This is a genomic window from Streptomyces sp. NPDC002328, assembly GCF_042890065.1.
Lineage (GTDB): Bacteria > Actinomycetota > Actinomycetes > Streptomycetales > Streptomycetaceae > Streptomyces.
Genome location: NZ_JBIARQ010000003.1, coordinates 1 through 23,642, shown reverse-complemented (window position 1 = coordinate 23,642; position 23,642 = coordinate 1). Strand labels below are relative to the sequence as shown.

The 23,642-nt window shown below is 73.0% G+C and carries 20 protein-coding genes; 13 read left to right on the top strand and 7 right to left on the bottom strand.

Annotated features, from left to right (window positions below; all coding sequences use genetic code 11):
- Positions 1-9: 9 nt before the first annotated feature.
- Positions 10-1,092, top strand: coding sequence for a sugar phosphate nucleotidyltransferase (locus ACFYX4_RS09795; RefSeq protein ID WP_389328765.1), 1,083 nt, complete (start codon positions 10-12; stop codon positions 1,090-1,092).
- Between the two features lie 144 nt (positions 1,093-1,236).
- On the opposite strand, the gene ACFYX4_RS09790 is transcribed toward ACFYX4_RS09795, so the two are convergent.
- The 4 genes from ACFYX4_RS09790 to ACFYX4_RS09775 all read right to left on the bottom strand — a co-directional run bounded on the left by ACFYX4_RS09790 (position 1,237) and on the right by ACFYX4_RS09775 (position 5,272).
- Positions 1,237-2,250: a DNA-3-methyladenine glycosylase family protein gene (locus ACFYX4_RS09790; RefSeq protein ID WP_389328762.1), complete on the bottom strand. Its 1,014-nt coding sequence runs from the start codon at positions 2,248-2,250 to the stop codon at positions 1,237-1,239.
- A 155-nt stretch (positions 2,251-2,405) separates the two neighbouring features.
- Positions 2,406-3,716 (bottom strand): coenzyme F420-0:L-glutamate ligase, encoded by a 1,311-nt coding sequence (locus tag ACFYX4_RS09785; RefSeq protein ID WP_389328759.1) that lies wholly within the window; start codon positions 3,714-3,716, stop codon positions 2,406-2,408.
- Positions 3,713-4,672 (bottom strand): 2-phospho-L-lactate transferase, encoded by a 960-nt coding sequence (gene cofD / locus ACFYX4_RS09780; protein WP_389328756.1) that lies wholly within the window; start codon positions 4,670-4,672, stop codon positions 3,713-3,715. The genes ACFYX4_RS09785 and cofD overlap by 4 nt, the downstream gene beginning before the upstream one ends.
- 78 nt (positions 4,673-4,750) lie before the next feature.
- Entirely contained in the window at positions 4,751-5,272 is a 522-nt protein-coding gene (locus tag ACFYX4_RS09775) for a cysteine dioxygenase (protein ID WP_389328753.1), read from the bottom strand.
- A 714-nt stretch (positions 5,273-5,986) separates the two neighbouring features.
- Here ACFYX4_RS09775 and ACFYX4_RS09770 point away from each other — a divergent pair.
- The 3 genes from ACFYX4_RS09770 to ACFYX4_RS09760 all read left to right on the top strand — a co-directional run bounded on the left by ACFYX4_RS09770 (position 5,987) and on the right by ACFYX4_RS09760 (position 11,657).
- Positions 5,987-6,250: a WhiB family transcriptional regulator gene (locus ACFYX4_RS09770; RefSeq protein ID WP_030792866.1), complete on the top strand. Its 264-nt coding sequence runs from the start codon at positions 5,987-5,989 to the stop codon at positions 6,248-6,250.
- A gap of 179 nt (positions 6,251-6,429) precedes the next feature.
- On the top strand, positions 6,430-10,158 hold the full coding sequence (locus ACFYX4_RS09765; RefSeq protein ID WP_389328750.1) for a glycosyltransferase: 3,729 nt from the start codon (positions 6,430-6,432) through the stop codon (positions 10,156-10,158).
- Complete coding sequence (locus ACFYX4_RS09760; protein WP_389328746.1) at positions 10,155-11,657, top strand: DUF5719 family protein; 1,503 nt, start codon at positions 10,155-10,157, stop codon at positions 11,655-11,657. Before ACFYX4_RS09765 ends, ACFYX4_RS09760 begins: the two co-directional genes overlap by 4 nt.
- A 33-nt stretch (positions 11,658-11,690) precedes the next feature.
- Here ACFYX4_RS09760 and ACFYX4_RS09755 read toward each other — a convergent pair whose 3' ends face one another.
- Entirely contained in the window at positions 11,691-12,146 is a 456-nt protein-coding gene (locus tag ACFYX4_RS09755; RefSeq protein WP_389328743.1) for a metallopeptidase family protein, read from the bottom strand.
- Positions 12,147-12,441: 295 nt separating this feature from the next.
- Here ACFYX4_RS09755 and ACFYX4_RS09750 point away from each other — a divergent pair, with 295 nt between their 5' ends.
- The 8 genes from ACFYX4_RS09750 (at position 12,442) to ACFYX4_RS09715 (ending at position 21,068) form a co-directional block, all read left to right on the top strand.
- Positions 12,442-12,864: a DUF3499 domain-containing protein gene (locus ACFYX4_RS09750; protein WP_187826098.1), complete on the top strand. Its 423-nt coding sequence runs from the start codon at positions 12,442-12,444 to the stop codon at positions 12,862-12,864.
- 143 nt (positions 12,865-13,007) lie between these two features.
- Complete coding sequence (locus ACFYX4_RS09745; RefSeq protein WP_389328740.1) at positions 13,008-14,372, top strand: phosphomannomutase/phosphoglucomutase; 1,365 nt, start codon at positions 13,008-13,010, stop codon at positions 14,370-14,372.
- A 235-nt stretch (positions 14,373-14,607) separates the two neighbouring features.
- A complete protein-coding gene (locus tag ACFYX4_RS09740; protein ID WP_133046004.1) occupies positions 14,608-14,778 on the top strand; it encodes a Trm112 family protein in 171 nt (56 codons plus the stop codon).
- 148 nt (positions 14,779-14,926) lie between these two features.
- A complete protein-coding gene (locus ACFYX4_RS09735; protein ID WP_389328737.1) occupies positions 14,927-16,060 on the top strand; it encodes an SIS domain-containing protein in 1,134 nt (377 codons plus the stop codon).
- 168 nt (positions 16,061-16,228) lie between these two features.
- A complete protein-coding gene (gene manA, locus ACFYX4_RS09730) occupies positions 16,229-17,380 on the top strand; it encodes a mannose-6-phosphate isomerase, class I (protein WP_389328734.1) in 1,152 nt (383 codons plus the stop codon).
- A gap of 137 nt (positions 17,381-17,517) precedes the next feature.
- Positions 17,518-18,498, top strand: a complete 981-nt coding sequence (locus ACFYX4_RS09725) for a cation diffusion facilitator family transporter (RefSeq protein WP_389328731.1) — start codon at positions 17,518-17,520, stop codon at positions 18,496-18,498.
- Positions 18,499-18,790: 292 nt separating this feature from the next.
- A complete protein-coding gene (ahcY, locus tag ACFYX4_RS09720; RefSeq protein WP_389328728.1) occupies positions 18,791-20,248 on the top strand; it encodes an adenosylhomocysteinase in 1,458 nt (485 codons plus the stop codon).
- A 202-nt stretch (positions 20,249-20,450) separates the two neighbouring features.
- Complete coding sequence (locus ACFYX4_RS09715) at positions 20,451-21,068, top strand: hypothetical protein (protein WP_389328725.1); 618 nt, start codon at positions 20,451-20,453, stop codon at positions 21,066-21,068.
- A 22-nt stretch (positions 21,069-21,090) separates the two neighbouring features.
- Here the strand turns inward: ACFYX4_RS09715 and ACFYX4_RS09710 are convergent, their stop codons facing one another.
- On the bottom strand, positions 21,091-22,056 hold the full coding sequence (locus ACFYX4_RS09710) for an RDD family protein (protein WP_389328722.1): 966 nt from the start codon (positions 22,054-22,056) through the stop codon (positions 21,091-21,093).
- A gap of 129 nt (positions 22,057-22,185) precedes the next feature.
- Here ACFYX4_RS09710 and ACFYX4_RS09705 point away from each other — a divergent pair, with 129 nt between their 5' ends.
- Positions 22,186-23,190, top strand: coding sequence for a stage II sporulation protein M (locus ACFYX4_RS09705; RefSeq protein ID WP_389328719.1), 1,005 nt, complete (start codon positions 22,186-22,188; stop codon positions 23,188-23,190).
- Between the two features lie 141 nt (positions 23,191-23,331).
- Here ACFYX4_RS09705 and ACFYX4_RS09700 read toward each other — a convergent pair.
- On the bottom strand, positions 23,332-23,642 hold a 311-nt coding region (locus ACFYX4_RS09700), incomplete at its 5' end, for a hypothetical protein (protein WP_389328716.1).

Sequence of the window (23,642 nt, the reverse complement as noted above, 5' to 3'; positions counted from 1 at the left end):
GAGACGAAGGTGACAGAAGCGATCCTCCTGGTCGGCGGCAAGGGCACCCGGCTGCGCCCCCTCACGGTGCACACGCCCAAACCGATGGTCAGGGCAGCGGGGGTGCCGTTCCTGACGCACCAACTGGCGCGGGCTAGAGCGGCGGGCGTGGAGCACATCGTCCTCGCGACGAGCTATCTGGCGGAGGTCTTCGAACCGTACTTCGGCGACGGCTCGTCGATGGGCCTCCACATCGAGTACGTCACCGAGGAGGAGCCCCTCGGCACGGGCGGCGCGATCCGCAACGTCGCGTCCCGGCTGCACTCGGGCCCCGACGACCCGGTGCTCGTCTTCAACGGCGACATCCTCACCGGCCTCGACATCCGCCGGCTGGTCTCCACCCACGAGGCGACCGCCGCGGACGTCTCCCTGCACCTGACCAAGGTGACGGACCCGCGCGCCTACGGCCTGGTCCCCACCGACGACTCGGGCAAGGTGCTGGCCTTCCTGGAGAAGCCCCAGACGCCCGAGGAGATCGTCACCGACCAGATCAACGCGGGCGCGTACGTCTTCCGCCGCTCGGTCATCGACACGATCCCGCTCGGCCGACCGGTGTCGGTGGAGCGCGAGACGTTCCCCGACCTGCTCGAGGCCGGCGCCCACCTCCAGGGGATGGTCGACTCCACGTACTGGCTGGACCTGGGCACGCCCGCGGCCTTCGTCCGCGGCTCGGCCGACCTGGTCCTGGGCCGCGCGCCGTCCCCCGCGCTGCCCGGCCGCTGCGGCGACCGCCTGATCCTGCCGACGGCGACGGTCGCACCCGACGCGAAGCTGACCGGCGGCACGGTGGTCGGCGAGGGCGCCTTCGTCGCGGAGGGCGCGCGCGTCTTCGGCTCGACGATCCTGCCCGGCGCGGTCATCGAACCCGGCGCGGTCATCACCGACTCCCTGATCGGCGCCCGCGCCCGAGTGGGCGAACGCTCCGTCCTCACCGGCACGGTCATCGGCGACGGCGCGGTGGTGGGCCCGGACAACGAACTCCGCGACGGCGCGAGGATCTGGTGCGACGCGAAGATCCCAGCAGGAGCGGTCCGCTTCTCCTCGGACCAGTGAGCCCGTCTGGGGGTCCCCCTCTGGGGGAGTTCGAGGACAAGGCCCGTCCAGGGCCGAAGCGGGGTGTCTGGGGGGCGCCAGCCCCCCAGGTACGGGAAGGGTAGGGGCGGCGGGGGCGAAAACCCCCCCGCCGAACCGGCACCCTCACAACAACCCGATGTCCGTCTTCCGCATCCGCGGCGCCCGCCGCCCCGGCACCCGCCCGCTCAACAGAATCAACCGAGCCGCCCGATGCCGCTGCCCCGCATAAGGCTCCAGCAGCTCCAGCATCACCGAGTCGTCCGCCCCCCGATCCCCCGCCAGCGCGAACCCCACGATCCCCGGCAGATGCAGGTCCCCCACGGTCACCGCGTCCGCCGCCCCATGACTGCGCTGCACCGTCTCCGCAGACGTCCACGGCCCGATCCCCGGCACGACCTCCAACCGCGCCTGCGCGGCCCCGGGTTCCATCCCGACGGCCTCCTCCAGACGCCGCGCGACCCGCACCGCCCGCAGGATCGTCGACGCCCGCTTGTCGTCGACGCCGGCCCGGTGCCACTCCCAGGACGGGATCAGCGCCCACGTCCGAGGCGAGGGCATCACCCACATCCGCCCGTCCACGGGCCCCGGCGCGGGCTCCCCGAACTTGCGCACCAGCAGCCGCCACGCCCGGTAGGCCTCGTCGGTGGTGACCTTCTGCTCCAGGACCGACGGGATCAGCGACTCCAGCACCAGCCCGGTCCGCGTCAGCCGCAGCCCCGGCCGCCGGTGCCGCGCCATCGCCACGACCCGGTGCCGGGGCGTGAACGCGTCCGGGTCGTCGGCGGCCCCGAGCAGGTCCGGCAGCCGCTCCAGCAGCCACTCGGCCCCGGGCCCCCAGGCCTCCCCGCGTACGGCCCCGCCGCCCGCCGCCACGGAGACCCGCAGGGTGCCCGGCCCGGCGGGCGTCAGAGTGGCCCGCCACACCGACCCGTCCGGCGTGGTGCGGAACGTCGGATCCCCGGGCCCTCTGCGCAGCGGCCCCAGCACCAGCCCGAGATCGACCGGCCCCTCCGGCGTCCACGTCCGCACCCGACCGGACGCGGGCCCGGCCTGCCGGGGCACGCCCGCGGGCGGCACGCCGACATGCCCGCCGCGCACGGTCGTACGCGTGGGCCGGGGATCGAATCGTCCAGACACGGATGGGTTCCCGGGGAAGCGGAGTGGCTCCTCCGCGAGGAGGGAGCGGAAGGGACCCTACGAGAGTAGGCGCACCCGCGACGGAGGAACGCCCCCGCCCCGCGACGAAACCGGCTCCCGCCCCCGCCGTCGGCCGAGCCCCGGCCGGCCGGGGCTCACCGCACCTCCACGAACGCCGCCGCGTCCCGCTCCGGCCGGGCCCTCGGCTCCTCCGCCGGATGCCCTACCGCCACCGCCCCCATCGGATCCCACGCGCGCGGCAGCTCCAGCACCTCCCGCACCACGTCCCGGCAGAACATCGTCGACGACACCCACGCGGACCCCAGCCGCTCCCCGGCCAGCGCGACCAGGAGGTTCTGCACGCCCGCCCCGGTCGCCACGACGAACATCTCCCGCTCGGCCCCGTCGCGCCGCGCGTCGCCGTAGGTGTGCGACCCGTCCATGACCAGGCACGGCACGACCAGGTAGGGCGCGTTGCGCAGCACGTCCCCGCGCCGCACGCGCTTGGCGATCGACTCCTCGGACTTGCCGTCCCGCCGCAGGTCCGCGATCCACGCGTCCCGCATCGCGTCCAGCAGCCGGACCCGGGACTCCCGCGACTCCAGCAGCACGAACCGCCACGGCGTCGTGTGGTGCGGCGCGGGCGCGGTGACCGCCGCCGCCACGGCCCGCCGGACCGCCCCGGGGTCGACGGGTTCGTCGGTGAAGGCGCGCACGGTGCGCCGCTGGGTGACCGCGAGCCGCACCGCCTCCGAGGTGCCGAGCCGGAACATGTCGTCGCGCGCGCCGCGCACCATGGCCCGCGCGCCCTCGCCGTCGTCGGCGATCACATGGGGCAGCCCGCGCACGACGGCCACCGGCAGCCCGGCGGCCTTGCCCTTCACCAGGTCGCCCGCGGCGGCCAGTTCGTCCGCCGTCGCGACGACGGTCGCGCTCAGCGGGTTGCCGTGCGCGTCCGTGCCGCCGCGCAGATCGTCCAGCACGCGTACGCCGGCGGCGCCGATGGCGACGTCCGTGAGCCCCGCGCGCCAGGGTCGCCCGAACGTGTCGGTGACGACGACGCCGACGCTGACGCCGAGGGCGTCCCGCAGTCCTTCGCGGATCGCGCGCGCGGAGGCGTCCGGGTCCTCGGGCAGCAACAGCACCGTCCCGGCGGGGGTGTTGGAGGCGTCGACGCCGGCCGCGGCCATCACCAGGCCCTGCCGGTTCTCCACGATCCGCAGCGCCCCGCGCCGCGCGACGACCCGGACGGTCTCGGCGTCGACGGCGGCCTCCCGGTCCTCCGCCTGGACGATCCGCCCCTCCGCCTTGGAGACGATCTTCGACGTCACCAGCAGCACGTCCCCGTCGACGAGGCCGGGCTCGGCGGTGGCGATCAGCTTGGCGAGGTCGTCCCCGGTCCGCACCTCGGGCAGTCCGGGCACGGCCCAGACCCGGTAGCCGCCGGTCGTGTCTTCCGCGGTCACGCGCCCCGCACCTCCTCCGCCAGCGTGAGCGCCTCGCGGGCCATCCGCGCGGTCGTCTCGACGTCGGTCATCATCAGCGGCACGGCCCGGCAGCGGATCCCGGCGGCCTCGACCCGCTCGACGGCGCCCGCGTCCACGCTGTCCACGAGCCAGCCGTCGAGGAGTCCCGCGCCGTAGTGCTCGGCGACCGCCGCGGCCGTCGACTCCACGCCGACCGCCGCCAGCACCTTGTCGGCCATGCCGCGCACGGGCGCGTCCCCGACGATGGGGGAGAGGCCCACCACCGGGGCCCCGGCCTCGGCGATCGCCTCGCGGACGCCGGGCACGGCGAGGATCGTGCCGACCGACACGACCGGGTTGGACGGCGGGAAGAGGACGACGTCCGCCGCCGCGATCGCCTCCAGGACCCCCGGGGCGGGCTTGGCCTGCTCGGCGCCGACGGGCACGATCGCCTCGGCCGGCACGGAGGCCCGCAGCCGGACCCAGTACTCCTGGAAGTGGACCGCCTTGCGCTCCCCGTCGACCTCGACGGCGACATGGGTCTCGACCCGGTCGTCGGTCATCGGGATCAGCCGCACGCCGGGCTTCCACCGGTCGCACAGCGCCTCGGTCACCGCGCTCAGCGGGTATCCGGCGCCGAGCATCTGCGTCCGCACGATGTGCGTGGCGAAGTCCCGGTCGCCCAGCCCGAACCACTCGGGCCCGACGCCGTAGGCCGCGAGCTCCTCCTTGACGTGGAAGGCCTCGTCGGCCCGCCCCCAGCCCTGCTCCTCGTTGATGCCGCCGCCGAGCGTGTACATCACCGTGTCGAGGTCGGGGCACACCTTCAGCCCGAAGAGGTGGATGTCGTCCCCGGTGTTGCCGATGACCGTGATGTCCGCGTCCGGCACGGCCCGCTTCAGACCGCGCAGGAACCGGGCACCGCCGATGCCGCCTGCCAGAACCACAATGCGCATGGGGGAAGTCTCGCAGGCGGGTACGACAACGCGGCGCGCGGTGGCCGGTCGTCGGCTCCCGTCCGCGAGCGGTCGCGGTCAGGCGGTGACGGCGGCTGCCTCGCTGAGGTCCTCGCCGCGACGCCCCTCGCAGTAGGGGGCGGTGTGCATGGGCATCTCGGTCAGGCCCGGGAAGTAGACGTGCAGGCTGACCGCCGGCTCCAGCGCGTCGTTGGCGACCTCGTGCGCGTAGCCCGGCGCGAACACCCGCTGCGCCCCCGCCCCCATCACGCGCGTGCCGCGCTCCGTGCGCTCGGTCAGCGTGCCGTCCAGGACGGTCAGCACACCGGAGGAGCGGCCGTGGTCGTGCACCCCGCTGCCCTGTCCGGGCACCCAGGACAGCAGCCACACCTCGTAGCCGGGGCCGGTGCGCAGCCGGTGGTACCAGCGGGTCGTCGCGTCGTACTCCACGAGGTGCTCCCACTGGGAGCGGTCGGCGGCGATGGAGCGGGCCAGGCCGACGAACTCGGCGACGGTGGCCGGGTGCTCGCGGGGCGCCTGGAGGAGGTGCGGTACTTCGAGGATGTCGCCGGCGATCTGGAGGTCGTTGTCGCTGTTCATGGGGTGCGGTGGTTCCTCGGCGGAAGGAGTGGGGGGGGCTGGTGTCGCGTGCCGTCCGCCCGGGTCACGGGCGGCAGGGATGCCCGGGTGCGGGCGTGGGAACGAGCAGCCGAGTCGCTGTGGACTCAGGAACGGCCGGAGCGCGTTGGGCTCAACAGCCGGAACGGCAACAACAGCTACAGCGAGCGCGGGCAGCACCGTGGGACCCGGCGGTGCGGGTCGAGGTGAGTGCCAAGTTCGCGAGCATGCCCACAAGGACACCGGTTCACACTCCCGGTGTCAACTCGGCGGCCGCCATCCGGGACGGGTTCACCTCATCAGGTTCATCTGGAAGGTGAAAGGTTTGTGCATGCCCTCACCGGGACACATGGCGCACATGCCGGGCGCGCAAGCCTCGTGGTGATCCCGTGATCCGACTGTGATCCGGTTCGCTTCTCGCGCGCGTGTCGGAACGGGATCGAACCCCTGGGCGTCCTCCCTCGTGCAGGCGTTGCGCGGGCCGGGTGCCCGCCGGGCCTCTGCTGCGTGTCAAGGTTTATGCCGATTTGAACACTTACCGCATGGCCTTGGTTCCGCAGAGTGAATAAGGGGCCCAATAGCAGATCTCAGCTTGACTCGCCCGGAGCAGCACACTTGTAATTTCACTCGTGTCGTTCAGCCGACATCGGTAACGGCCACGTCACGGGGACGCGAGAGACAGAGCGAGGGGCGCACATGACCGAGCTGGTGCAGCAACTGCTGGTCGACGACGCGGGCGAGGAACTCGGCTGGCAGGAGCGCGCACTGTGCGCCCAGACCGACCCCGAGTCCTTCTTCCCTGAGAAGGGCGGTTCCACCCGTGAGGCGAAGAAGGTCTGCCTCGCGTGCGAGGTCCGCTCCGAGTGCCTCGAATACGCCCTCGCCAACGACGAACGCTTCGGCATCTGGGGCGGTCTGTCCGAGCGGGAACGCCGCAGACTGAAGAAGGCGGCCGTCTGAGCGGACGGCCCGCCTCCCCCAGCGGGAAGATCGCGAACGGCCCGTCGCCGGTGGGTTATCCACAGGCGGCGGGCCGTCCTCATGCCCAGCCGATAGTGTGGTCGCTCGTCCGAACGCCCAGCCGCCCCCACACGGCACAGGCGTCCACCGCAGTCCATCGAACCGGGGCCCGTACCTCGATGTCCGTGCACAGCCACACGGCAGCCCAACGCGACGCTGCCACACCAGAGTTCCCGCGTCATGTGGTGACCGCGGTCCTCGTCTCCCACGACGGCGCCCGCTGGCTGCCCGACGCGCTCGCCGGGCTGCTCGGCCAGGAGCGCCCCGTCCAGGCCGTCATGGCCGCCGACACCGGCAGCGCCGACGCCTCCGCCCAACTGGTCACCGACGCCCTCGGCCCCGACCGCGTGCTCCACCTCGCCCGCCGCACCGGCTTCGGCCAGGCCGTCGAGGAGGCCCACCGCACCGCCGCGCACCTCACCCCCGAGGAACTGCCCTACCTCAAGCGCCCCAGCGGCTGGGACCCCGCCACGCGCACCTGGCGCGACGACGCCTACGACCTCCCCGAGCTCCCGCACGGAGAGCCCGTCCAGTGGCTGTGGCTCCTGCACGACGACTGCGCCCCCGAACCCGACGCCCTCGCCGAACTCCTGCGCGTCGTCGACAACGAACTCGAACTCGGCCGCGACGACGTGGCCGTCGTCGGCCCCAAGCTGCGCGGCTGGTACGACCGCCGCCAGCTCCTGGAGGTCGGCGTCACCATCGCCCACTCCGGCCGCCGCTGGACCGGCCTGGACCGCCGCGAACAGGACCAGGGCCAGCACGACCACGTCCGCCCCGTGCTCTCGGTGTCCACCGCCGGCATGCTCGTCCGCCGCGACGTCTTCGAGGAACTCGGCGGCTTCGACCGCCGACTGCCCCTCATGCGCGACGACGTCGACCTGTGCTGGCGCGCCACCGCCGCCGGCCACCGCGTCCTCGTCGCCCCCGACGCCGTCGTACGGCACGCCGAGGCCGCCTCCCGCGAGCGGCGCGCCGTCGACTGCGCCGGCCGCACCACGGCCTCCCCGCACAAGGTCGACAAGGCCGGCGCCGTCTACACCCTCCTCGTCAACAGCCGCACCGCCCAACTGCCCTGGATCCTGCTGCGCCTGGTCCTCGGCACGCTCACACGGACCGTCGCCTACCTCGTCGGCAAGGTCCCCGGACAGGCCGTCGACGAGATCCGCGGCCTCCTGGGCACCCTGCTGCGGCCCGAAAGGATCATCGCCGGACGGCGCGGCCGCGGCCGGCCGCAGATCGACAAGGACGAACTGCGCGCGCTGTTCCCGCCGCCCGGAGCGACCGTCCGCGCCACCGTCGAACAGGTCGCCGGCGACCTCTTCGGCGCCTCCGACCCCGAGAACCCCGGCGGCGCCGGCCGGCACGGCGGCGCCATCGAGTCCGGACCCGGCGGCGACGACGCCGACTTCCTGGAAGTCGAGCAGTTCGCCCGCCTCAAGCGCATCGCCCGCAAACCCGGCCCGGTGCTCTTCCTGGTGCTGCTGCTGGTCTCCCTCGTCGCCTGCCGCAACCTCCTCGGCGGCGGCGCGCTCGCGGGCGGCGCCCTGCTGCCCGCCCCGGCCGACGCCTCCGACCTCTGGTCGCGCTACCTGGACGCCTGGCACCCGGTCGGCGCCGGCGGCACCCCGTCGGCACCCCCCTACCTCGCGATCGTCGCGCTCCTGGCCTCCCTGCTGTTCGGCTCGACAGGACTCGCCGTCACCGTCCTGCTGGTCGGCTCGGTGCCGCTGGCCGGCTTCACCGCCTACTTCGCCTCCCGCCCCCTCGTCGAGTCCCGGCTGCTGCGCGCCTGGGGCGCCGTCGTCTACGCCTTCCTGCCCGCCGCCACCGGCGCCCTCGCCGGCGGCCGCATCGGCACCGCCGTCCTCGCCGTCCTGCTGCCGCTCATCGCGCGCGCGGGCATCGCCGCGAGCGGCCTCGCCAACTCCTCCGGCGCGCGCGGCAGCTGGCGCGCGACCTGGGCCTACGCGCTGCTGCTGACGATCACCACCGCGTTCACGCCGATCGTCTGGCCCATCGCCCTGATCCTCGGCCTCGCCGTGCTGGCCGTGCGCCGCACCGAACTCCTCGCCTACGGCCCCCGCTTCCTCGCCCAGGCCGGCACCCCGCTGCTGATCCTCGCGCCCTGGTCGCTGACCCTGCTCCCGTTCGGCTTCTTCACCGAGGCGGGCCTCGAATACGGCCCCTCCTCGGCCACCGCCACCGACCTGCTCGGCGCGAGCCCCGGCGGGCCCGGCACCGTCGACGGACTGATGCTCATCGGCGTCGTCCTGGCCGCGCTGGCCGCCCTGCTGCGCTCGGAGCGCCAGTCCGGCATCCGAACCGCGTGGGCGGTCGCCCTGGTCGGCCTCGTCTTCGCGGTCCTGGCCAACCGCTCCGCGTGGGCCGGCCCCGCCACCCTCGTCTACGGCATCGCCCTGCTCGCCGCCGCCGTCCTCGGCGCCGACGGCGCACGCGCGCGTGTCGCCGAGCAGAGCTTCGGCTGGCGACAGCCGGTCGCCGCCCTCATCGCCTTCGCCTCGGCCGCGGGCCCCCTCCTCGTCGCCGCCGGCTGGATGCTCGCCGGCGCCGACGGCCCGCTGGAGCGCCGCGACCCCGTCCAGGTGCCCGCGTTCGTCGCCGAGGAGGGCAACTCCCGCGACCAGGCCCGCACCCTCGTCCTCGACAGCGACTCCGCCGCCCACGTCGGCTACACACTGGTCCGCGGCTCCGGCGCCCGCCTCGGCGACGCCGAACTCGCCGCCGCCGACGGCGAGAACGCCGACCTGGACAAGGTCGTCGCCAACCTCGTCGCCGGCTCCGGCGCCGACCAGGCCGACCAGCTCGGCAAGTTCGCCGTGCGCTACGTCCTCGTCCAGAAGGGCGCGCCCCGCGAGGTCGCCCGCGTCCTGGACGCCACACCCGGGCTGTCCCGGCTCAGCCAGCAGGCCGGCAGCGCCCTGTGGTGGGTCGACCACGACGTCTCCCGCGCGGCGATCGTCACCGAGTCCGGCAAGGGCACACCGATCCCGGTCGCCGCCGGACCCGTCGACGTCCACACCACCATCCCGGACGGCGACGACGGCCGGATCCTGCGCCTGGCCGACGCCGTCGCCGACGGATGGACCGCCACCCTCGACGGCAAGCCCCTCACCCGCACCACCGTCGACGGCTGGGCCCAGGGCTTCGAACTCCCCGCCACCGGCGGCAAGCTGGACATCACCTACGACGACCCGTTCACCCACACCGCGTGGCTGTGGGCGCAGGGCGCCCTCGCCCTCGTCCTCGTCGTCCTCGCCCTGCCCGGCCGCCGCCGCGACGTCGACGACGACCTCCCCGAGGAGGAGCCCCAGCCCGAGGCCGCCGCCGACGGCGAGGGCCGCCGCGCCCGCCGCCTGCGCGCCCAGGCCGAGGCCGAAGCCGTGGCCGAGGAAGCCGCCCAGTCCGAGAGCGCACCGCCCGTCCCGCCCGTCCCGCTAGAGGATCCGCAGACGGCCCCGGACACCCCGGTCGCCGTGCCCCAGCAGACCTCCTACGCCGACTGGGACGCGCCCACCCACGCGAACGCCCCGTACGGCGGCTACGGCGACGAGCAGCAGTACCGGGCAGCCCAGCAGCAGTACCCGGCGGGCGGCTACGACCAGCAGCCCTACGACCCCTACCAGGCCGGCCCCTACGACCCGTACGGCTACGGCCCCCAGGACGGCCGGCAGGCCGCCTACGACCCCGCCTACCAGCAGGGCTACGACCCCTCGGCCTACGACCAGGGCGGCTACGGCCCCGCACACGATCCGCACGACCTGCACGACCCGCACCGGAACACCCACGGCACCGGCAGTGAGCGCCCCGACGGGAGCCAGCAGTGAAGCGCACCACCCTCTCCCTGATCGCCGGCACGGCCGCGCTCGCCGCCGTCACCGGGTTCGCCACGCTCACCCAGCCGGCCGCCCCCGGCGCCGGCACCGCCGCCACGGCGGCCGGCGTCCTGCCCGTGGAGCGCTCCAGCCTGCTCTGCCCGGCGCCCAGCACCTCCGACCTCGCCGAGACGACGTACACGTCGTTCACGCCCGTCACCAAGGGCACCGGAAGCGACGGTACGGCCGAACTACGGCCCGCCACCGCGGGGAAGAACGCCGCCGCGGGCGGCGCCGACGACAAGAAGAAGACCCCGGCCAAGCCCGTCCTCACGCCCAAGGCGCCCGGCACACCCGCCTCCGGCGACACCACCGGCGGCGGCTCGCCCGCGCTGATGGGCACCGCGCAGGGCAAGTTCGCGCCCGGCTGGACGCTCCAGGAGACCACGCAGGTCGCCGCCGGCACCGGCCGCGGCCTGCTCGGCGTCACCTGCACCGCCCCGGACACCGACTTCTGGTTCCCGGGCGTCAGCACGGCCGCCGACCGCACGGACTACCTCCACCTCACCAACCCCGACGACTCCGCAGCCGTCGCCGACATCGAGCTGTACGGCAAGGACGGGGCCATCGCGACCACCGTGGGGGAGGACATCACCGTCCCGGCGGAGTCCAGCGTGCCGATCCTGCTGTCCACGCTCACCGGCGAGAAGCAGGACGACCTCACCGTCCATGTCAACGTCCGCAGCGGACGCGTCGGCGCGGCCGTCCAGGCCCTCGACGACAAGCTCGGCGGCGACTGGCTGGCCGCGTCCACCGACCCGGCGGGCAGCCTGGTCGTCCCCGGCATCCCCAAGGACGCCACCGCCGTCCGCCTCGTCGCCTTCACCGCGGCCGACGCCGACGCCGACCTGAAGGTCCAACTCGCCTCCCCCTCCGGGCTGATCACCCCGGCCGGCAAGGAGACCCTGCACGTCAAGGCGGGCATGACGACCGCCGTCGACCTGGGCGACGTCACACGCGGGGAGGCCGGCTCGCTCGTGCTGACCCCCACCGACCAGTCGGTGCCGGTCGTCGCGGCGGTACGGATCGTGCGCGGCAAGGGCGACAAGCAGGAGTCGGCGTACCTCCCCGCCAGCGGCCCCGTCGGCACGCGCGCGTCCGTGGTCGCCAACACCGCCAAGGGCACCACGCTCTCCTTGACCGCCCCCAGCGGAGCGGCCAAGGTCAAGGTCACCGCCTCCGCGGGCAGCGAGGGAGGAACGGCCGCCTCCCAGACGTACACGATCAGGCCGGGCACCACCCAGGACGTCCAACTCCCCGTGCCCGCGGGCCTGAAGGGCACCTACGCCCTCACCGTGGAACCCCTCACCGCCACCCCCGTCTACGCCTCCCGCACCCTGACGGCCTCGGTCGACGGCCTCCCCGGCTTCACCGTGCAGACCCTCCCGGCCGACCGCGGCACGGTCGCCGTACCGCGGACGGAGGAGGACCTGACGGTGCTCCAGAAGTAGTTCCGTGAAGGCGGGCAGCCGTGCCGCCGGGGCTCAGTCCTCCCCGTACCGGGGATCGACCGTCTCCGGCGCCAGCCCCAGCAGCTCCGCCACCTGCTCCACGACGACCTCGTGCACCAACGCGGCCCGCTCCTCACGCCCCTTGGTGCGGATCTCGACCGGCCGCCGGTAGACGACGACCCGCGCCCGCCGCCCCTCCCGCGCGGGAATCGTCCCGCCCAACGGCACCGCTTCGTCGTTCCACGGCTCGCCGGCCCCGGACGCGTCCAGCCGCGGCACCTCCAGCACCATGAAGTCGATGTCGGCGAGCTGCGGCCAGCGCCGCTCCAGCCGTTCCACCGAGTCCTGCACCAGATCCGCGAACACCTCGGCACGGCTGGCCGCCAGCGGCACCTGAGGGGGCGCGATCGGCCCTCGCATGCCCCGTCCGTGACGATCACGACGACGGGGCCCGGGGCCTGCGCTACGGGGCGGTACGGGGTTGTCCATCACTACTGAAGCGTAGTCCCAGCGGCGACCGGTCGCCGCGCCCCACGCGGTGCCTCGGACACGCCCCGGCCGCTCCGCGCGGCATGTCGCGGGATGACCATTCCAGCCAAGGTTGGGCTCGATTCCGTATCTCTCCGAGACCGTCGAACTCACGGCAATTGATGGTGTTTGTACCCGCCGACGACCGCATCCGACGGCCCTCCTTCCCGGAAAGGCTGGCGTTCCCGCAGGTCAGCGGGGTATGACTGGAGTGGTCTGTGGGGCGTTTCACAACCCGACACGGTGGAGTGACCTGGTGGAGAGTCGTCGCGGCCCGCTCAAGAGTGCGGTACCGTCCAACGTCGTGAGCCCTGTACGTCGCTGTTCGCGCACCGCCTGCGGCCGACCCGCCGTCGCGACGCTGACGTACGTCTACGCCGACTCGACCGCGGTCCTCGGCCCCCTGGCCACCTACGCCGAACCCCACTGCTACGACCTGTGCGCCGAGCACTCCGAGCGCCTCACCGCCCCGCGCGGCTGGGAAGTCGTCCGGCTCCTCGACGGTTCGGCCCCCGCCCGACCCAGCGGCGACGACCTCGAAGCGCTCGCCAACGCGGTCCGCGAGGCCGCCCGCCCGCAGGAACGCGCCGCCGGAGCCGGCGGCGGAGGCCGCGGGGCGGACCCGATGGAGGTCGCACGCCGCGGCCACCTGCGGGTGCTGCGCTCCCCGGACAACTGAGCCCCACGCCCCAGCCGCTCACCTGACGGACCGTCCGACGGCCCGCACCGATGTGAGCGGACGCGCGCGCGTGGTCACGTCCAGGCTGTCAGTCGCTCCGGGTAGTTTGTGGTGACTCACAGGACACCCAGGAAGGTTTGGCCGTGGCTGCTGATCTGTCGCAGATCGTGAAGGCGTACGACGTGCGCGGGGTGGTCCCGGACCAGTGGGACGAGTCGCTGGCCGAGCTGTTCGGGGCGGCCTTCGCCCAGGTGACCGACGCCGAGGCGATCGTCGTCGGCCACGACATGCGCCCCTCCTCGCCCGGCCTGTCCGCCGCCTTCGCCCGCGGCGCCATCGCATGCGGCGTGCACGTCACCGAGATCGGCCTGTGCTCCACCGACCAGCTGTACTACGCCTCGGGCGCGATGGACCTGCCCGGCGCGATGTTCACCGCCTCGCACAACCCGGCCCAGTACAACGGCATCAAGCTGTGCCGCGCCGGCGCGGCCCCGGTCGGCCAGGACAGCGGCCTGGCCGAGATCCGCGAACTCGTCGAGAGATGGACGGAGTCGGGCGCCCCCGAGCCGGCCCCGACCCCGGGAACCCTCACCCGGGCCGACACGTTGGACGACTACGCGGCGCACCTGCGCTCACTCGTCGACGTCACCTCCGTCCGCCCGCTGAAGGTCGTCGTCGACGCGGGCAACGGCATGGGCGGCCACACCGTGCCCACCGTCTTCGCCGGCCTGCCCCTCACGCTCGTCCCGATGTACTTCGAACTCGACGGCACCTTCCCCAACCACGAGGCCAACCCCCTCGACCCGGCCAACCTCGTCGACCTTCAGAAGCGCGTCCGCGAGGAGGGCGCCGACCTCGGCATCGCCTTCGACGGCGACGCCGACCGCTGCTTCGTCGTCGACGAACAGGGCGAGCCGGTCTCCCCGTCCGCGGTCACCGCCCTCGTCGCCGCCCGCGAACTCGCCCGCCACGGCGGCCGGGGCACCGTCATCCACAACCTGATCACCTCCTGGACGGTCCCCGAGGTCGTCCGGGAGAACGGCGGCGACCCCGTCCGCACCCGCGTCGGCCACTCCTTCATCAAGGCCGAGATGGCCCGCACCGGCGCGATCTTCGGCGGCGAGCACTCCGCCCACTACTACTTCAAGGACTTCTGGAACGCCGACACCGGCATGCTGGCCGCCCTCCACGTCCTGGCCGCCCTCGGCCACCAGGACGCGCCCCTCTCCGCCCTGGTCGCCCAGTACGACCGCTACACCGGCTCCGGCGAGATCAACTCCACCGTCGACGACCAGGCGGCCCGGATCGCGGCCGTCCGCACCGCCTACGCCGCCCGCCCCGACACCGTCCTCGACGACCTCGACGGCCTCACCGTCTCCACCGCCGACTGGTGGTTCAACGTCCGCCCCTCCAACACGGAACCCCTCCTGCGCCTCAACGCGGAGGCCCGCGACGAGGCGACGATGCACGAACTCCGCGACGAGGTACTGGCCCTGATCCGCGCCTGATCCGCGCCTGATCCGCGCCTGATCCGCACCGGATCCTCGTCCCGGGTCCGCGGCTGAGGCGGGCGGCGGGAGGGGCGGGAATGGCAGGGGCGGCGGGGGCGAGAGCCGTCGGCGGTCGCCCCAACGCCCCACCCGCACCAGCGGTACGCTGACCAGGCACATCCACGCACCGCCGCACCACCCCCACCGCACCGCCCCCTCCGCACGACCGAACACCCACCCGAAGGGACAGCCCATGCCGCTCGAAGCCGGCCTCCTGGAGATCCTCGCCTGCCCGGCCTGCCACGCCCCCCTCAAGGAGCAGGACACCGAGCTGATCTGCACGGGCCAGGACTGCGGCCTGGCATACCCCGTCCGCGACGACATCCCCGTCCTCCTCGTCGACGAGGCCCGCCGCCCCGCGTGACGCCGCCCGGCCGGCCGCACCCGCCGCGAGCCGCACCCCGTACGACCGCCCCCACCGCCCGGCCCCGGGCGGAAGCACCGCGGGTAACGGCACACCGACGACGACCCGCGACGACCCGCGACGACCCGGCGATCGGAGACCTGACGCCATGCTCGACGAATCGCTGCTCGACACGCCGGAGGCCCTGGCCCAGGCAGACCACCGCGCCCTCCTGCGCGGAGCGGCCGAAGCCGGGGCCCGGGTCCGCACCGCCGCCCGGCTCGCCACCGAGGCAGGCGTCCACGCACTCGAACCGGACGGCCGCCCCCGCGCCATCCTCATCGCCGGCCCCGGCGCCGCCGCCGGCTGCGTCGCCGACCTCCTCGGCGCCCTCGCCGGCGCCGCCTGCCCCGTCACCCGCCTCGCCCCCGCCGGCGTGGCCCCCGCCGCTGGCGCCCTGCGCTGGGAACTCCCCGGCTGGGTCGGCTCCATCGACCTCCTCCTCATCGCCACCCCCGACGGCACCGAGCCCGGCCTCTCCCTCCTCGCCGAGCAGGCCTACCGCCGCGGCTGCGCCGTCGTCGCCGTCGCCCCGGCCGGCTCCCCGCTGACCGAGGCCGTCAGCGCCGCGCACGGCGTGTTCGTACCGCTGGCGACCGCCCCGTACGAGCACGACGAACAACCGCCCGTCGCCGCGTCCGCCCCCGGGGTGCTGTGGGCCCTGCTCACCCCGCTCCTCGCGCTGCTGGACCGCATCGCCCTGCTCTCCGCCCCGCCCGAGGCGCTCGAACAGGTCGCCGACCGGCTCGACCACATCGCCGAACGCTGCGGCCCCGCCATCGAGACCTACAGCAACCCCGCCAAGACCCTGGCCGCCGAACTGGCCGACTCCCTCCCCGTGATCTGGACCGAGGGCGCCTCGGCCGGCCCCGCCGGCCGCCGGTTCGCCGCCGCGCTCGCCGAACTCGCCGGCCGCCCCGCCGTCGTCGCGGAACTCCCCGAAGCCCTCGCCTCCCACAACGCCCTGCTCGCCGGCCCGCTCGCCGCCGGCGCCGACCCGGACGACTTCTTCCGCGACCGCGTCGAGGAACCGCCCGCGCTGCACGCGCGCGTGGTGCTGCTGCGCGACCGTCCCCTCGGCGGACTCACCGCCGCCCCGGCCGCCCGCGACCTCGCCCTCAGCCACGACACCCCGATCAGCGAACTCGAACCGGAGCCCGGCGACGAACTCGTCACCCTCGCCGAACTGATCGCCGTCACGGACTTCACCGCCGTCTACCTGGCGCTCGGCTCCGGAGCCTGACACGGCGACCGGCCGCCCGTCGGACGCACGGACAGGCAGTCACCGCGCGCGCAGGCAGCCACACGCGCGCACAGGCAGGCACACGTACAGCAGGCACACGACAGCAGGCACACGACAGCAGGCACACGACAGCAGGCACACGTAAAGACAGACAGGCAGAGACACCGCATGGACCGCCTCGACAACACCGTCCGCCCCTACGCCTGGGGATCCCCCACCGCCCTCCCCGCCCTCCTCGGCGTCGAACCGACCGGCGAACCGCAGGCGGAGATGTGGATGGGCGCCCACCCCGGCGCCCCCTCCCGCACCGGCAGGGGCACCCTCGTCCAGGTCATCGAAGCCGACCCGGAACGCGAACTGGGCGCCGAGACGACCGCGATGTTCGGCCCCCGCCTCCCCTTCCTCCTCAAACTCCTCGCCGCCGGCGCCCCGCTCTCCCTCCAGGTCCACCCCGACCTGCGACAGGCCAAGGAGGGCTACGAGGACGAAGAACGCCGCGGCATCCCCGTCGACGCCCCGCACCGCAATTACAAGGACGCCAACCACAAGCCCGAACTCATCTGCGCCCTCACCGAGTTCGACGGCCTCTGCGGCTTCCGCGACCCCGCCCGCGCCGCCGCCCTCCTCGACGGCCTCGGCGTCGACTCCCTCAAGCCGTACGTCGACCTGCTGCACGCCCGCCCCGAGGACGCCGCCCTGCGCGAAGTCCTCACCGCGATCCTCACCGCCGACCCCGACGACATGGCCCGCACCGTCGCCGAGGCAACGGCCGCCTGCGACCGCCTCGGCGGCGACTACACCCCCTACGTCGGCCTCGCCCACCACTACCCCGGCGACCCAGGCGTCATCGCGGCCATGCTCCTCAACCACGTCCGACTCCAGCCCGGCGAAGCCCTGTTCCTCGGCGCCGGCATCCCGCACGCCTACCTCAACGGCCTCGGCGTCGAGATCATGGCCAACTCCGACAACGTCCTGCGCTGCGGCCTCACCCCCAAGCACGTCGACGTCCCCGAACTCCTGCGCGTCGTCCGCTTCGAGCCCGGCGACCCCGGCGTCCTGCGCCCCGAGGCCGCCCCCGACGGCGAAGAGCTCTACGAGACCCCCATCGACGAATTCCGCCTCTCCCGCTGGGTCCTGCCCGAGGGCGCCGCCGCCCACGACCTCACCCTCCCGACCCCGCAGATCCTGCTCTGCACCGCCGGCTCCGTGCACGCCGGCGAACACCCCCTGACACCCGGTCAGTCCGTGTTCGTCCCCGCGGGCGAAAAGGCCGAAGTGTCCGGAGCGGGCACGCTCTTCCGCGCCACGGTCGTCGTCTGACGCATCCCGCGACCGCCCGCCGGGCACACGCAACTCGGCTCGGGCTGCAACAATGGCCCACCGCAAAGGACGGGCAAAGCCGGCCACGGCACGAGCGCCCCGAGGACGACCCGAGGACGAAGGGACCACGCGAACACATGAGCGCGTCAGGCGGCACCAAAGCGATCGTGGCGGCACTCGCCGCCAACCTCGCGATCGCGGTATCGAAGTTCGTGGCGTTCGCCTTCAGCGGCTCGTCGTCGATGCTCGCAGAAGGCGTGCACTCGCTCGCCGACTCCGGCAACCAGGCACTCCTCCTGGTCGGCGGCAAGAAGGCCCAGCGCGAGGCCACCCCGCAACACCCCTTCGGCTACGGCCGCGAACGCTACATCTACGCCTTCCTCGTCTCCATCGTCCTCTTCTCCGTCGGCGGCATGTTCGCCATCTACGAGGGCTACGAGAAGCTGAAGCACCCGCACGAGATCGAGCACTGGTACTGGCCCGTCGGCGTCCTGGTCTTCGCGATCATCGCCGAGTCGTTCTCCTTCCGGACGGCCATCAAGGAGTCCAACCCCCTGCGCGGCGACCACTCCTGGACCGAGTTCGTCCGCCGCGCCAAGGCCCCCGAACTGCCCGTCGTCCTCCTGGAGGACCTCGGCGCCCTCGTCGGCCTCATCCTCGCCCTCCTCGGCGTCAGCCTCGCCATCGTCACCGGCGACGGCGTCTGGGACGGCATCGGCACCATCTGCATCGGCGTCCTGCTCGTCCTGATCGCACTCGTCCTGGCCGCCGAGACCAAGTCCCTCCTCCTCGGCGAGGCCGCGGGACCGGAAGAGACCCGGAAGATCGAGGCCGCCATCGTCGACGGCGCCGCCGTCACCCGCCTCATCCACATGCGCACCCTCCACCTCGGCCCCGAGGAACTCCTCGTCGCCGCCAAGATCGCCGTCCGGCACGACGACACGGCCACCGAGATCGCCGACGCCATCGACGCCGCCGAGTCCCGCATCCGCGAGGCCGTCCCCATCGCCCGCGTCATCTACCTCGAACCCGACATCTACAGCGAGACCGACGCCGCCAAGGGCGCGGACCGCGACGCCACCCCCGGCGGCCCCGCCCACCCCCCGGCCGACCACTGACCCCCCCCGGCCGGCCACCGACCCCAGCGCCTCACCCTCAGTGATCGGCGAGATCTGATCGGAGCCGGACTGGGGCCGCCCCGCGCCCGCGGTGTAGCTTGGATCGGAGCCAGACGTCGCTGCTGATGGCGGTCGGGCGGTCCACCGACGGACCGGCCGAGGGAGAGAGGGCCTCCGACGGACTGCGCTGCGCGTACGCGGGCATGCCTGAGTCCCTTTCGGGCACCCCTGTGTCCGTCGCCGCGCAGACAGCCGTAACCACACCTCGACCCAACCCCGAGGAGCAGCTCGCATGACGACTGTCGACAACCGACAGGACTTCAAGGTCGCCGACCTCTCCCTGGCCGAGTTCGGCCGCAAGGAGATCACGCTCGCCGAGCACGAGATGCCGGGCCTGATGGCGATCCGCAAGGAGTACGCCGAAGCCCAGCCCCTCGCCGGCGCCCGCGTCACCGGCTCCCTGCACATGACCGTCCAGACCGCCGTTCTCATCGAGACCCTGGTCGCCCTCGGCGCCCAGGTCCGCTGGGCCTCCTGCAACATCTTCTCCACCCAGGACCACGCGGCCGCCGCCATCGCCGTCGGCCCGAACGGCACGCCCGACAACCCGCAGGGCGTCCCCGTCTTCGCCTGGAAGGGCGAGACCCTGGAGGAGTACTGGTGGTGCACGGAGCAGGCCCTGACCTGGCCCGACAGCCCCACCGGCGGCCCCAACATGATCCTCGACGACGGCGGTGACGCCACCCTCCTCGTCCACAAGGGCGTCGAGTACGAGAAGGACGGCAAGGTCCCCTCGGTCGACACCGCCGAGAACGAGGAACACCGCGTCATCCTCGAACTCCTGAACCGCACCATCACCGACGGCTCCCAGAAGTGGACCCAGCTCGCCTCGGAGATCCGCGGCGTCACCGAGGAGACCACCACCGGCGTCCACCGCCTGTACGAGATGCAGCGCGACGGCGTCCTCCTCTTCCCGGCCATCAACGTCAACGACGCCGTCACCAAGTCGAAGTTCGACAACAAGTACGGCTGCCGCCACTCCCTGATCGACGGCATCAACCGCGCCACCGACGTCCTCATCGGCGGCAAGACCGCGGTCGTCTTCGGCTACGGCGACGTCGGCAAGGGCTGTGCGGAGTCCCTGCGCGGCCAGGGCGCCCGCGTCATCGTCACCGAGATCGACCCCATCTGCGCCCTCCAGGCCGCGATGGACGGCTACCAGGTCACGACCCTCGACGAGGTCGTCGACAAGGCCGACATCTTCATCACCACGACCGGCAACAAGGACATCATCATGGCCTCGGACATGGCCAAGATGAAGCACCAGGCCATCGTCGGCAACATCGGCCACTTCGACAACGAGATCGACATGGCCGGCCTCGCCAAGATCCCCGGCATCGTCAAGGACGAGGTCAAGCCGCAGGTCCACACCTGGAAGTTCCCCGACGGCAAGGTGATCATCGTCCTCTCCGAGGGCCGCCTGCTGAACCTGGGCAACGCCACCGGCCACCCGTCGTTCGTGATGTCCAACTCCTTCGCGGACCAGACCCTGGCCCAGATCGAGCTGTTCACCAAGCCCGACGAGTACCCGACCGGCGTCTACGTGCTCCCCAAGCACCTCGACGAGAAGGTTGCCCGCCTCCACCTGGACGCGCTCGGCGTGAAGCTGACCACGCTCCGCCCCGAGCAGGCCTCCTACATCGGCGTCGAGGTCGACGGCCCCTTCAAGCCGGACCACTACCGCTACTGAGTCCACTGCCCCGCCCACCGGGGAACCCGTCCGCGCACGGACGCGTTCCCCGGCACCGGCAGGCCCTCCGAGACAGGCCCCCGCACCCCCGTGTCGGGGGCCTGTCCCGTCGGCCCACGACCGACCCGGTCCTCATCGACCCACCAGCACCGGGCCGGCTCGCCGAGGTGACCGGACCAGCCCGTCACACCCCAGGACCCCCATGCCCCGCGGCCGGTATTCGCTCCACGATCCGCACGATCACACCCCTCTCGCCCACGAGCACTTCCACTGCGCCCCCGGCCCCTCCGGCTGGCGCTACGTCTCCCAGCTGACCACCCCCGCCGGCGACCACACCGGCTCCGTCGACCTCACCCTCGACGACCTCGGCCGCCCCCTCCGACTCGAACTCCACGCGGGCGACTGGCAGGTACGCGGCGCCGCCCTCGACGGCGTCACCTGGGTCCGCACTGACCCCACCGGAACCGAAGCCATCGAAGGCAACACCCCCGCCCACGCCTTCACCGGCGCCTCGCCCGCCTTCCTCATCGCCACCACCCGCCTCCTGCGCCTCACTCCCTCCCCGTCCGCGACCCGCGTCCGGCTCGTCGCCTTCACCGACCCGGTCCTCGCACCGCGCACCGTCGACCAGTCCTGGGCCCTGCTGAGAAGAGAAGCACACGCCACTGACAACGGCCCCCTGACCGTGGACGAATACCAGGTCACAGCCCTGGACACCGGCGAACAGCACGCCGTGCACATCGCCGGCGACGTCGTCCTCGCCGCCCCCGGCATCGAGCTGGAAGACCTCGAATCCCCGCCCTCGACGTTCACCGACTGAGGGGCAGGGGAGATGTCGGCTGCTACGCCGGCGGCACGAACCCGGTACCCGGACCCTCGACCGGCGGCACAGGGGAGGGTGCGGCGGGCGCGGAGGGCGTTGCGGGGGAGGCGTGGGAGGCGGGAGGACCGTAAGAAGGGGAAGACGGGGCCGGCGGGGCCGGCGGGCCGAACGCACCACCGCTTGACGGACCGTACGCGCCAGCGCCCGGCGGACCGTACGCACCCACGGCCGTCGGACCGCCCCCGAACGTCCTCCGCGCCTCCCGGACCTGCCGCTCCTGCACCACCGCGGCCAAGAACGCGGCGGCCTGGACCCCCGGCGGCACCGGAGCCCCCGTCCGCGCCGCGAGTTCACCGGCCAGCCGCTCCGCCATCGCCCGGCCGACCTGCGGATCCAACTGGTCCATCCGCCCCAGGTACTGCCGTATCGCGAGCCACAGACCGTCGGGCACCGCCGACAGATCGAGCGCCGTAAAGCGCCCCGCCAACCACGGCGGAGGCGGTGGCACGAATCCGCTCCGCGCCACCGGAACCCGCTCCCGCACCACCAGCGTGCCGGCGAACACATCCCCGAGCCGCCGACCCCGGGCCGACACCAGCGACGCGACGCACGCCACCACCCCGGCCGTCAGCAGAATCTCGACCACCCCGAGCGCACCCCGCACCAGCGCGTGCCGGAACCGGATCGGCCCGCCGTCGTCCCGCACCACCCGCAGCCCGCACGCCAGCTTCCCCAACGACCGCCCATGACTGAGCGTCTCCACCGCGATCGGCGCGCCCACCAGCACCAACAGGAACGAGGCGATCGACACCGCCGTCTGCGCCGCCTCGTCCAACGACGCCGTCGCCGCCAGCAAGGCGATGCTCACGACGACATACCCGACCACGACGACCGCCAGATCGAGCAGCGCGGCCAAAGACCTGCTGGGCAGCCTGGCGGGCTGCAACTCCAGCGCCACCGCCTCACCCGTCACCAGCTCGCTCACGCCCGCCGCCCCTTCCCCGACCTGCCCCGACGACGGCCAGTCTGCCAAGCTGAACGCACATCGCGCCTCCGTACGACAAGCTGACATCACGACCGGCCGCCGACGAGAAGCCGAGGAGCACGCACACCGATGGACCTCGACGTCTTCGTCTCCGCCCACCGGGCCGAATGGGACCGCCTCGACGCGCTCCTGCGCCGACGCCGTCTCACCGGCGCGGAAGCCGACGAACTCGTCACCCTCTACCAGCGCACCGCCACCCACCTCTCCCTGATCCAGTCCAGCGCACCGGATCCCCAGCTCACCGGCCGCCTCAGTCAGCTCGTGGCACGCGCGCGCAGTGCCGTCACCGGAGCCCGACGCGCCTCCTGGCGTGACGTCACCCGCTTCCTCACCCAAGGCTTCCCCGCCGCCGTCTACCGCTGCCGGCACTGGTGGATACCCACCGCCCTCGCCTCGACCGCCCTCGCGGCCCTGCTCGGCTGGTGGATCGGAGCCCACCCGGACGTCCAGTCCTCCATAGCCGCCCCGGACGAGCTGCGTGAGCTCACCCGCCCCGGCGGCCAGTACGAGACGTACTACTCGAGCCATCCGGCCGCCTCGTTCGCCGCCCAGGTCTGGACGAACAACGCCCAGGCCGCGGCCATGTGCCTGGTCCTCGGCGTCTTCCTGGGCCTGCCCGTCCTCTGGATCCTCTTCCAGAACATGCTCAACCTCGGCATCGGCATCGGCCTCATGTCGTCGGCCGGCCGGCTCGACACCTTCCTCGGCCTGGTCCTCCCGCACGGCCTCCTGGAACTGACCGCGGTCTTCGTCGCCGCCGGCACCGGCCTGCGACTCGGCTGGACCGTGATCGACCCCGGCCCCCGCTCCCGGCGCACCGCCCTCGCCGAGGAAGGCCGAGCCGCCGTGGGCATGGCGATCGGCCTCGCCCTGGTCCTCTTCGTCTCGGGGGCCATCGAAGGCTTCGTCACCCCCTCGGGCCTGCCCACCTGGGCCCGCATCACCATCGGCATCACCGCCGAAGTGCTCTTCCTCGCCTACGTCTACGTCCTCGGCGGTCGAGCCGCGCGCGCCGGGGACACCGGCGACCTCGACGCGGCCGAACGCAGCGCCACGGTGCCGACGGCCGCCTGATGTGCGTAGCCGTCCGGCGAACTGCTAGTCTCCTCTTCGCCCCACAAAAGCCGTTGACACGGAGCGCGTGGGGAGGTAGATTCGAACAGTTGCCTGGACTGGACATGGTCCGGTCGGCAACGGGTTAGTATCTATAAGGCCTCACGGAACTTCGATTCCGCAGAAGCCACTCCCGATGAATCGGAAACGAATGGCCGGTCTGACCGGCTCGAAACTTCTGATAAAGTCGGAACCGCCGGAAAGGAAACCGCGAAACAAAAGCGGGAACCTGGAAAGCACCGAGGAAATCGGATCGCGAAAAGGTCTGATAGAGTCGGAAACGCAAGACCGAAGGGAAGCGCCCGGAGGAAAGCCTGAGAGAGTCTCTCGGGTGAGTACAAAGGAAGCGTCCGTTCCTTGAGAACTCAACAGCGTGCCAAAAATCAACGCCAGATATGTTGATACCCCGTCCC

Bases quoted from the DNA above. Each gene is read 5' to 3' on its own strand.
- ahcY (WP_389328728.1), top strand. From the start codon at position 18,791: ATGACGACTGTCGACAACCGACAGGACTTCAAGGTCGCCGACCTCTCC.
- ACFYX4_RS09725 (WP_389328731.1), top strand. From the start codon at position 17,518: ATGAGCGCGTCAGGCGGCACCAAAGCGATCGTGGCGGCACTCGCCGCC.
- manA (WP_389328734.1), top strand. From the start codon at position 16,229: ATGGACCGCCTCGACAACACCGTCCGCCCCTACGCCTGGGGATCCCCC.
- ACFYX4_RS09765 (WP_389328750.1), top strand. From the start codon at position 6,430: ATGTCCGTGCACAGCCACACGGCAGCCCAACGCGACGCTGCCACACCA.
- ACFYX4_RS09740 (WP_133046004.1), top strand. From the start codon at position 14,608: ATGCCGCTCGAAGCCGGCCTCCTGGAGATCCTCGCCTGCCCGGCCTGC.
- ACFYX4_RS09715 (WP_389328725.1), top strand. From the start codon at position 20,451: ATGCCCCGCGGCCGGTATTCGCTCCACGATCCGCACGATCACACCCCT.
- ACFYX4_RS09775 (WP_389328753.1), bottom strand. From the start codon at position 5,272: ATGAACAGCGACAACGACCTCCAGATCGCCGGCGACATCCTCGAAGTA.
- ACFYX4_RS09735 (WP_389328737.1), top strand. From the start codon at position 14,927: ATGCTCGACGAATCGCTGCTCGACACGCCGGAGGCCCTGGCCCAGGCA.
- ACFYX4_RS09755 (WP_389328743.1), bottom strand. From the start codon at position 12,146: ATGGACAACCCCGTACCGCCCCGTAGCGCAGGCCCCGGGCCCCGTCGT.
- cofD (WP_389328756.1), bottom strand. From the start codon at position 4,672: ATGCGCATTGTGGTTCTGGCAGGCGGCATCGGCGGTGCCCGGTTCCTG.
- ACFYX4_RS09705 (WP_389328719.1), top strand. From the start codon at position 22,186: ATGGACCTCGACGTCTTCGTCTCCGCCCACCGGGCCGAATGGGACCGC.
- ACFYX4_RS09770 (WP_030792866.1), top strand. From the start codon at position 5,987: ATGACCGAGCTGGTGCAGCAACTGCTGGTCGACGACGCGGGCGAGGAA.